8 protein-coding genes and 1 other annotated feature are annotated in these 10,213 nt (G+C 48.5%); of the genes, 3 read left to right on the top strand and 5 right to left on the bottom strand.

Translation table 11 applies throughout. The features are described 5' to 3' along the window. Positions 1–479: 479 nt before the first annotated feature. The 3 genes from clpB to rluD form a co-directional block, all read right to left on the bottom strand. Positions 480–3,053 carry an ATP-dependent chaperone ClpB gene (gene clpB / locus BM191_RS15270; RefSeq protein WP_092879737.1) on the bottom strand — a complete coding sequence of 858 codons (2,574 nt, stop codon included), beginning with the start codon at positions 3,051–3,053 and terminating at the stop codon, positions 480–482. Between the two features lie 126 nt (positions 3,054–3,179). Beyond that, a complete protein-coding gene (gene yfiH, locus BM191_RS15265) occupies positions 3,180–3,905 on the bottom strand; it encodes a purine nucleoside phosphorylase YfiH (protein ID WP_092879734.1) in 726 nt (241 codons plus the stop codon). Beyond that, positions 3,902–4,882, bottom strand: a complete 981-nt coding sequence (gene rluD / locus BM191_RS15260; RefSeq protein WP_092879731.1) for a 23S rRNA pseudouridine(1911/1915/1917) synthase RluD — start codon at positions 4,880–4,882, stop codon at positions 3,902–3,904. The genes yfiH and rluD overlap by 4 nt, the downstream gene beginning before the upstream one ends. A 129-nt stretch (positions 4,883–5,011) precedes the next feature. Between rluD and bamD the strand changes: the two genes are divergently transcribed. From bamD to pheA, 3 genes are all read left to right on the top strand, one after another. Next, positions 5,012–5,746, top strand: coding sequence for an outer membrane protein assembly factor BamD (gene bamD / locus BM191_RS15255; protein ID WP_092879728.1), 735 nt, complete (start codon positions 5,012–5,014; stop codon positions 5,744–5,746). 270 nt (positions 5,747–6,016) lie between these two features. Further along, positions 6,017–6,343 carry a ribosome-associated translation inhibitor RaiA gene (raiA, locus tag BM191_RS15250; RefSeq protein WP_092879725.1) on the top strand — a complete coding sequence of 109 codons (327 nt, stop codon included), beginning with the start codon at positions 6,017–6,019 and terminating at the stop codon, positions 6,341–6,343. Positions 6,344–6,447: 104 nt separating this feature from the next. Then, positions 6,448–6,570 (top strand) — a sequence feature (Phe leader region). A 23-nt stretch (positions 6,571–6,593) separates the two neighbouring features. Continuing rightward, complete coding sequence (pheA, locus tag BM191_RS15240; protein ID WP_092879720.1) at positions 6,594–7,745, top strand: bifunctional chorismate mutase/prephenate dehydratase; 1,152 nt, start codon at positions 6,594–6,596, stop codon at positions 7,743–7,745. 49 nt (positions 7,746–7,794) lie between these two features. Here pheA and tyrA read toward each other — a convergent pair whose 3' ends face one another. Beyond that, positions 7,795–8,916 (bottom strand): bifunctional chorismate mutase/prephenate dehydrogenase, encoded by a 1,122-nt coding sequence (gene tyrA, locus BM191_RS15235; RefSeq protein ID WP_092879716.1) that lies wholly within the window; start codon positions 8,914–8,916, stop codon positions 7,795–7,797. Positions 8,917–8,927: 11 nt separating this feature from the next. Continuing rightward, the gene (locus BM191_RS15230; RefSeq protein WP_092879713.1) at positions 8,928–9,998 is read right to left on the bottom strand and encodes a 3-deoxy-7-phosphoheptulonate synthase; all 1,071 of its coding nucleotides are present in this window, start codon (positions 9,996–9,998) and stop codon (positions 8,928–8,930) included. Between the last annotated feature and the right edge of the window lie 215 nt (positions 9,999–10,213).

Here is a 10,213-nt window from a genome sequence, read left to right as displayed (position 1 = left end):
ATCAAACTCTTCAATTTAAAAGCGTCTGATGCTCAAAGAATTAAACTCTTCATCCGTTAAAACGGATGATTACGTAATGAATTTACGTGTTCACTCTTCAAGACTTGATACATCAAATAGTTTTGCGATATCAATCCTGCGAGTGCCCACACAGATTGTCTGATAAATTGTTAAAGAGCAGTGCGACGCGGCGCTGAGCCTGCTGTCGCGAGGTGGCGTATATTACGCTTCACCGCTGAAGAGTCAAGGTTTTTTTCCTTCCCTCTCACAAGAAAATGAATCACTTCATTACCTTGCTGACCCGACCGCGTTACCGCTTTACCGTGTCAGTGGTGGCGCATTATAGGCAGCTGACAAGCGTTGGCAAGTGTTATTTGTAAAAACAGAATCATTAGCTCGTTTTTCAATCTCATGGCTAAATTAATCCGCATTTATGCTAAAAAAAAGGCCGCGTAGCGGCCATTTTAGCTTTTGAAGACTTACTGAGAGGCGACGATATCACCATTGCTGACACTCATTAAAATCGGTTTACCCGGCACAAACGCACCAGAAAGAATCTTCTGCGCCAGCGGATTTTCTATCTCCTGCTGAATAGCTCTCTTCAACGGACGAGCACCGTAAACCGGATCATAGCCATTTTTACCTAACAGCTGTAACGCGTCATCACTGATGTGCAGTTCATATCCCCGCTCTTCAAGGCGCTCATAGAGACGTTGCAGCTGAACTTTGGCAATTGAAGCAATATGTTCTTCACCCAACGGATGGAAAACCACTAACTCATCAATACGATTTATAAACTCCGGACGGAAATGATGTCCGACCACGGACATGACCAAGGCTTTCATTTCCCCATAGTTCAAATCACCAAAACGCTCCTGAATCAAATCCGATCCCAGGTTAGATGTCATGATAACAACCGTATTGCGGAAATCGACCGTACGCCCCTGACCGTCGGTCAGACGGCCATCATCCAGCACCTGAAGAAGAATATTGAACACATCCGGGTGCGCTTTCTCCACTTCATCAAGCAGGATAACCGAATAAGGCCGACGTCGAACTGCCTCAGTCAAATATCCTCCCTCTTCGTAGCCAACATAGCCGGGAGGTGCACCAACCAGCCGGGATACAGCGTGCTTCTCCATGAACTCTGACATATCCAGACGCACCATCGCGTCATCGCTATCGAACATAAAGTTAGCCAGAGCTTTACAAAGTTCAGTTTTACCCACACCGGTCGGACCAAGAAACAAAAATGAACCAATCGGGCGGTTTGGATCGGCAAGTCCCGCGCGGCTACGGCGAATAGCGTTGGATACAGCCTCAACCGCCTCATCCTGACCAATCACACGCTGATGGAGTTCCTGCTCCATGCGCAATAACTTATCGCGTTCACCTTCCATCATGCGCGCCACAGGGATCCCCGTCCAGCGAGCCAACACGTCGGCAATCTCAACGTCGGTTACACGATTGCGCAGCAGCTTAACCGTTTTGCCTTCCGACTGCATCGCGGCAGCAAGCTGTTTTTCCAGCTCCGGGATTTTCCCGTATTGCAGTTCTGACATCTGCGCCAAATCACCCTGACGACGCGCCTGCTCCAGTACAATACGCGCCTGTTCCAGTTCTGCCTTAATCGTCTGTGTACCAGAAAGAGACGCTTTTTCCGCTTTCCATTCTTCTTCCAATTCGGAGTAGTCACGCTCTTTTTGTGTCAGCTCCTCTTCAAGCATTTCAAGGCGCTTGATACTGGCATCATCAGACTCTTTTTTTAGTGCCTGCTGTTCCAGCTTTAACTGAATAATCCGACGTTCAAGTCGATCCAGCGCTTCTGGCTTGGAGTCTATTTGCAAACGGATACTGGAAGCCGCTTCATCGATAAGATCAATCGCTTTATCCGGAAGCTGCCGGTCAGCGATATAACGATGTGAAAGTGTGGCCGCAGCTACAATAGCCGGATCGGTAATTTGCACGTGATGGTGCAATTCATAGCGCTCTTTAAGCCCGCGCAGAATGGCGATGGTGTCTTCCACACTCGGCTCAGCGACAAATACTTTCTGGAATCGACGCTCAAGCGCGGCATCTTTTTCAATGTACTGGCGATATTCATCAAGCGTGGTGGCACCAACGCAGTGCAGCTCACCGCGCGCAAGTGCAGGTTTCAGCATATTGCCGGCATCCATTGCGCCGTCGGCTTTGCCCGCCCCCACCATAGTGTGTAATTCATCAATAAACAGGATAACGTTACCTTCCTGTTTCGCCAGATCGTTGAGAACCCCTTTAAGGCGCTCCTCAAATTCGCCGCGATATTTGGCTCCGGCAACCAGCGCGCCCATATCGAGCGCCAAAACGCGACGTCCTTTTAGCCCTTCCGGAACCTCACCATTGATAATCCGCTGCGCCAGTCCTTCAACAATTGCGGTTTTACCGACACCTGGCTCACCAATGAGAACAGGATTGTTTTTAGTTCGACGTTGCAAAACCTGTATGGTACGACGAATTTCTTCATCACGCCCAATAACCGGGTCAAGCTTGCCTTGTTCTGCACGCTCGGTGAGGTCGATGGTGTATTTTTTTAAAGCCTGACGCTGATCTTCTGCTCCCTGATCGTTCACGTTTTCTCCTCCGCGCATTTGCTCGATCGCGTTCGTCAGTTTTTCACTGGTCGCACCGGCAGATTTCAATAAATCAGCCAGTGAACCTCGTGAGTCAAGGGCGGCCAACACAAATAACTCAGATGAAATGAAATTATCGCCACGCTTCTGCGCCAGCTTGTCGCAAATATTCAGTACGCGAAGCAAATCGGCAGAAGGCTGAACGTCAGCATCATTGCCCTCAACCTGAGGAAGACGACTTATTGCCTGCTCAATGCCATTACGGAGGCTGGCGACATCCACACCGGCAGTAGTCATCAGTGGATGAACAGAACCGCCTTCCTGATTGAGCAAGGCGCTCATCAGATGAAGTGGCTCAATAAATTGATGATCGCGTCCAAGCGCTAAAGACTGCGCATCGGCGAGAGCTAACTGGAATTTAGTAGTAAGACGATCCAGACGCATAATTTCCCCCTACAGGTCAACATTGCTACTGGAGACTAAATGAGGTCTGTCCTCAAATTTTCAAGATTATTGACCCGCTTTTTGCTGGAAAAAATACACCACGTCGGATCGTCTTAGGGCGCTAATCTATATCAGCCAAATCAAACTTGCCATACGGCCCGTAATTCCGTCACGTCGGTAGGAGAAAAATTGACCAGCTTGCTGATAAGTGCACTCCCCACCACCGCTGATGGTCACGATGCCTGCAGCCTGAAGGCGGTGCCGTGCCAGTTGCCAAAGGTCGGCATAAAATCGATTACCAGCAGGAAGAAAAAAGGCGGCAGTAGCATGATTGTGGTTAATAAAAGCATCGCGTACTTCAGCGCCGACCTCAAATGCCTGAGGTCCTATTGCTGGCCCGAGCCAGGCTATAATATGGCGCGGAGGAGCACGAAAACTTTTCAGCGTCTGTTCAAGTACTCCAGCTAGCAATCCTCGCCAGCCAGCGTGTACCGCTGCAATCTCATCGCCATACTGTGAACACAGCAGCACAGGAAGGCAGTCTGCAGACATAACAGCGCAAACCACACCGCGCTGTTGGGTATAAGCGGCATCAGCGCGCGGAACAGCCTGAAGGGTGGGCAGATTCACAACGTCGGTGCCGTGCACCTGCTCCAGCCAAATGGGCGGTGAAGGTAACCCCGCCAGCTGAATCAGCCGCTGGCGGTTCAGCTCGACATGATGAGTATCGTCGCCAACGTGCATTCCCAGATTAAACGCGTCCCAGGGCGGCTGGCTATAACCGTCCTGCCGCGTCGTGCTACAAGCACACACTGACGCTGGTGCGTTCCATTGTGGCAGCAACAAGCTCATAGCCAATCAAGCTGATCTTTAAAGGTTTCGGTATCAGCCTTTAGCGCATTAATCAGATCGATCATGTCCTGCGGTATCCCGGCATGCCATTCCATTTCGATACCGCTAATCGGATGGTAAAGCCGTAGCATAGTGGCGTGGAGCGCCTGACGATCAAACTGCCGCAGCGTACTGATAAAATGTTGGGATGCACCTTTCGGCGGACGGGGGCGGCCACCGTAGAGGGGATCACCAATCAAAGGATGATTGATATGTGCCATATGGACGCGAATCTGGTGGGTACGTCCGGTTTCAAGACGAAGCCGCAGGCGAGTATGGACACGAAAGTGCTCCATGATTCGGTAATGCGTTATCGCGGGCTTCCCCATCGGATGAACAGCCATATGCGTGCGCTTAGTTGCATGGCGAGCAATCGGTTGTTCTACCGTACCGCCTGCCGTCATATTGCCAATGGCGACCGCTTCATATTCACGGGTTATTTCGCGCAGTTGCAGCGACTCAACCAGATGCGTTTGCGCAGGAACAGTTTTAGCGACCACCATCAAACCCGTGGTATCTTTATCCAGCCGGTGGACGATACCAGCACGTGGTACGTCAGCAATTTTGGGATAATAATAGAGCAGCGCGTTAAGTACGGTACCGTCAGGATTGCCTGCGCCAGGATGTACGACCAGATCGCGAGGCTTATTGATAACCAGAATATCGTCATCTTCATATACAATATCAAGTGCGATATTCTGTGGCTCCCAGCGTGCATCTTCTTCAATTTCAGCGTCGATTTCCACATGCTCACCGCCGAGAACTTTGAATTTGGGCATATCTGCTACGACGCCGTTTATCCGGACGTGACGATCCAGAATCCACACTTTTATGCGTGAACGCGAATAATCAGGGAACAATTCGGCCAAAGCCTGATCTAAACGTTGTCCGAGTTGTGATTCGGATACCGTCGCGTTGAGTTGTACTAGTTGTGCCATAAACAGCTTCTTCGTTAACGTTGGGTTTTTACGGCGTAGCCGTTAATATATTGTGCTATCGTACCTGGTCACTATCGGAAGCTTCACGGACAGCTTCCACAATAACACTCTGAGGATAATCAAATCGTCATGACGCGTATGAAATATCTGGTGGCTGCAGCCACGTTGAGCCTTGTACTTGCCGGCTGTTCCGGCACGAAGGAGACGGTGCCTGATAGCCCACCTGCCGAAATTTATGCAACGGCCCAGCAAAAGCTGCAGGACGGTAACTTTAGAGGTGCCATTACTCAACTGGAAGCTCTTGATAATCGCTATCCATTCGGCCCCTACTCCCAGCAGGTGCAGCTGGACCTCATCTACGCGTACTATAAAAATGGCGATTATCCACTGGCTCAGGCCACTATAGATCGCTTTATACGTCTTAACCCAACACATCCAAACATCGACTATGTTATCTACATGCGTGGTCTGACAGATATGGCAATGGATAACAGCGCCTTACAGAACTTCTTTGGCATCGACCGTTCCGACCGGGATCCAGAGTATGCGCGCATTGCATTCCGCGACTTCACTCAGCTACTGCGCGGTTATCCCAACAGCCTTTACGCCAATGATGCCAGACTCCGCCTGATCGCGCTAAAAGACCGCCTGGCGAAGTATGAGTTATCCATCGCACAATTCTACACTAAACGCGGCGCTTATGTCGCCGTTGTTAACCGCGTCGAGCAAATGCTTAAAGATTATCCCGATACGCAGGCAACAAAGGTCGCATTACCGTTGATGGAAAATGCATACCGTAAGATGCAGCTGAATGGCGAAGCAGAAAAAGTAGCCAAACTGATTGCTGCGAACAAAAGCAGCTGATCGTTTTCACTTCTCAACGCAAAAAGGTAGCCGATGGGCTGCCTTTTTTCTGGTTAATTCATTTAATTTCCGTTAAAAAAACGCTTGTTCTTACGACTTCGTTATCCTCTGCTACCTAATTCAAGCGTCAAAGATGGATTAGTTAGCTCTTTTCACATAATGGATTCTTCGACAAAAGGTGGCCCCTTTTTTTGATCCAAATCACACATAAAACGATGTTTAGCGCTATTCTGAATCCACTCGCACGGAAATGACAGAGAGGGAAGTACGATGATTCTGAACATTACCAGCAAACAGATGGAAATTACTGAAGCTATCCGCCGCCATGTTGAGGAACGGCTTGCTAAGCTGGAGAAATGGCAAATTCACCTAATCAATCCGCACATTGTCTTGTCAAAAGAATCAAACGAATTTGTCGCCGATGCAAACATCAACACGCCGAATGGTGCTTTGTTCGCCAGTGCTAAACATATCGACATGTACTCCGCCATCAATGACCTTATAAGTAAACTGGAAAAACAGCTCAACAAAGCCCAGCATAAAGGTGAGGCTCGCCGGTCTCACAGTAACCTGAAAGATCCCAGCCTAAGTGAATAAGACAATCACTCACGACAATACGCGCCTCAGGGCGCGTTTTTTATTGACAGCTTATTTTTAACAGGGTTATTGTGCTAGCCTGTTACAGCCAAAGGCTACCAGTAGATGCAAGTAAACCTGTTCTTCTTCGCATTCTTTTTTATCCTCCTCTAGCGGGAGGCATTTCGTCATTGAATAAGAATGCGAAGACGAATAATAAAGCCTCCCGAAAGGGAGGTTTTTTTTTAACGGCTGAAAAGTAAGGAACATGATGAGCACGGATAATCCTTTACTGCCTCTGCGTGATAAGATCACTGCACTGGATGAAAAACTACTGCTATTGCTTGCAGAAAGACGCGCCCTCTCCACCGAAGTGGCCAATGCTAAAATGCAGACCAAACGCCCAGTGCGCGACGTTGCTCGCGAGCGTGAACTACTGCAAAAGCTGATTGAAAAAGGAGCACTAAAAGGGCTGGATGCTCACTATGTTACGCAGATTTTCCAGCAAATCATTGAAGACTCGGTGCTAACCCAGCAGACGCTATTACAGCAGCATCTCAACCAGACCGGTAGTAAAAGCGCGAGTATCGCGTTTCTGGGCCCGAAAGGCTCCTGGTCGCATATCGCGGCACGTAAATACGCGGCTCGCCATTTCGAAAATGTCATAGAAAGTGGCTGTGTTAAATTTAATGAAATTTTACAGCAAGTTGAGAGCGGCCAGGCTGATTATGCGGTGGTGCCGATTGAAAATAGCAGCTCAGGATCGATCAACGATGTATACGATCTACTGCAAAATACCAGCCTGTCCATTGTCGGCGAGCTGACTATACCCATCAATCACTGCGTACTGGTCACTGGCAAAACAGATCTGAAGCAAATTAAAACCATATACAGCCACCCGCAGCCTTTTCAGCAGTGCAGTCAGTTTATCCACCGTTTTCCTGAATGGAAAACTGAATACAGTGAAAGTACCGCCGCTGCGATGGAAAAAGTTGCGTCTATCAACAATCCGCATATCGCCGCACTGGGTAGTGAAGCTGGTGGCGCTTTATATGGTCTGCAGGTTCTGGAACGAAACCTTGCTAACCAGAAACAAAACATCACTCGTTTTCTCATACTTGCGCGCAAACCTGTAGAGGTTACCTCTCAGGTACCAGCCAAAACCACGCTGCTAATGGCAACCGGCCAGCAGGCTGGTGCGCTGGTAGAAGCATTGCTGATACTGCGCAATCATAACCTGATAATGAGCAAGCTGGAGAGCCGACCCATCCACGGAAATCCCTGGGAGGAAATGTTTTACATTGATGTGCAAGGAAACCAGCGTTCTGAAGCCATGAAATGTGCGCTTGAAGAGCTGAAAGAGACTGCCCGTTTTTTGAAAGTGCTCGGATGTTACCCAAGTGAAAATGTAGTGCCTGTATAGCAGAGATAGAAAAAGTCCCTGATTCAGGGACTTTAATGAAGGATACTTTTTACTTAAGGCTATCATTCGATGCGCGTAACATCGCCTTGCTTTCTCTCATAAAGCGATGGGCATAATCGCCAAACCAGCGTTCAACTTTGCGAAAGCTATCAATAAAAGCCTGCTTATCACCCGTTTCAAGCAGTGTAATCATCTCACCAAAACGTCGGTAATAGCGCTTTATCAGCCCCAGATTATTCTCCGAGGACATAATGATATCTGCGTAGAGCTGAGGATCCTGGGCAAAAAGCCGTCCCACCATCGCCAGCTCCAGACGGTAAATCGGAGAGGAAAGCGCTAGCAGTTGCTCTAGCTTTACGTTTTCTTCACTCAGATGAAGGCCATAGGCAAAAGTGGCAAAATGGCGCAAAGCCTGAATAAATGCCATATGCTGATCGTGCTCGCTGGCGCTAATGCGATGCAGACGAGCACCCCACACCTGAATCTGCTGCAAAAACCATTGATAAGTTTCAGGATGACGCCCATCACACCAGACCACAACCTGTTTGGCCAAACTGCTGATATCAGGACCAAACATCGGGTGTAATCCCAGCACCGGCCCAGAATGGGCAGCCAGCATTGCCTGTAGCGGCACATTTTTAATTGAAGCAATGTCGACCAGAATACAATCTTCTGGTAATGGAGGCAGCTGTGCGATGACCTGCTCTGTCAGATGAATAGGTACGCTGATGATGACCATTCCGGCCTTATCCAGCATCGATTCGGCACTGCCCCACTGCTCTTTATCCAGGATCTGTACCTGATAGCCAGACAAGGTGAGCAACTTTTCAAACAAGCGACCCATTTGTCCTTTGCCACCAACGATAACCACCGACCTCAGCTCGGTGTTGATAGTCTTAAAGCCTTTATCATTCTCGCTGATATAGGACTCACGCATGACACGGCGTAATACGTCTTCAATTAGATCAGGCGGCACACCCAGCTTTACAGCTTCCTGCCGGCGCGATGCCAGCATAGATGCTTCTCTTTCCGGAACATAAATCGGCAATCCCGCCTTACTTTTAACCTCGCCGACTTCGGCAACCAGTGCCAGACGTTGCGCCAGCAAATCCAGCAGCCCCTTGTCAACCTCATCGATTCGATCGCGTAGCGCGGTTAATTCAGCCACCATTTTTATGCCTCTTATGCTAAACGTGCCGCCAGTACGCCCTGCAAATCCTGGTGGATTTCCTTCAGCAGTGATTCTGTAGTTTGCCAGTTGATACAGGCATCGGTGACTGAAACACCATAATTCATCTCAGAACGTGGCTGTTCAGAAGACTGATTGCCTGCATGCAAGTGGCTTTCCAGCATGAGCCCCATGATCGAGCGATTACCATCTTTTATTTGCGCCACGGCTGATTCTGCAACATCGGGCTGTCGACGATAGTCTTTATTTGAGTTGCCATGACTGCAATCAATCATTAAAGCCGCACGCAGTCCGGCTTTCAGCATCTCGTTTTCACACTGCGCAACATCTTCAGGGCCGTAGTTAGGCGATTTACCACCGCGTAAAATAACGTGACCATCAGGATTACCCTGTGTTTGCAGCAGACAGACCTGGCCTGACTGGTTGATCCCTACAAAACGGTGCGGCATTGAGGCGGCACGCATGGCGTTTATTGCGGTACCCAAACTACCATCAGTGCCGTTTTTAAAGCCAACCGGCATGGAGAGACCCGATGCCATTTCCCTATGGGTTTGTGACTCAGTCGTACGAGCACCAATCGCTGACCAGCTAAACAGATCGCCAAGATACTGCGGACTGTTGGGATCCAGCGCCTCCGTGGCGAGTGGCAGCCCCATTTCAACCAAATTGACCAGCAGCTGGCGGGCAATATGCAAACCAGCTTCCATATCAAATGAGTTATCCATATAAGGATCGTTGATTAATCCCTTCCAGCCAACAGTGGTACGTGGCTTTTCGAAATACACGCGCATAACGATGTACAACTGATCCTTGAGTTGATCAGACAGATCTTTTAACTGACGAGCATATTCATATGCAGCATCGGTATCATGGATGGAACAAGGGCCGCAAACCACCAGCAGGCGATGGTCCCGGCCAGCAATGATGTTAGCGATAGTCTGGCGTGAATGTGAAATCTGAGCCTCGAGATCGACACTGAGCGGAAACTTTTTTTTCAGCTCCTCCGGCGTGATTAAAATCTGCTCTTCTATGATATGAATATTATTAACTGCGTCTTTTTGCATAATAGCTGCCCTGTCAATTATTGTACGCATAGCGTTATTCTAAAAGCATATGCAAATGTATCATAATCGATACAATTAGGACTACCTCAATGTACATTATAGTTATCATCATTACTGATTAAACAAAAAATAGATTAAAAACAACAACATAAAAATAAACAAAAAAGAATTGATGTAATTAAAAGTTTACATCAAAAGGTTTTACTCTATCGTCC

The organism is Izhakiella capsodis (assembly GCF_900115045.1).
GTDB classification, from domain to species: Bacteria; Pseudomonadota; Gammaproteobacteria; order Enterobacterales; family Enterobacteriaceae; genus Izhakiella; species Izhakiella capsodis.
The sequence above is the reverse complement of the archived record's forward strand: the minus strand, read 5'-3'. Positions and strand labels throughout refer to the sequence as shown.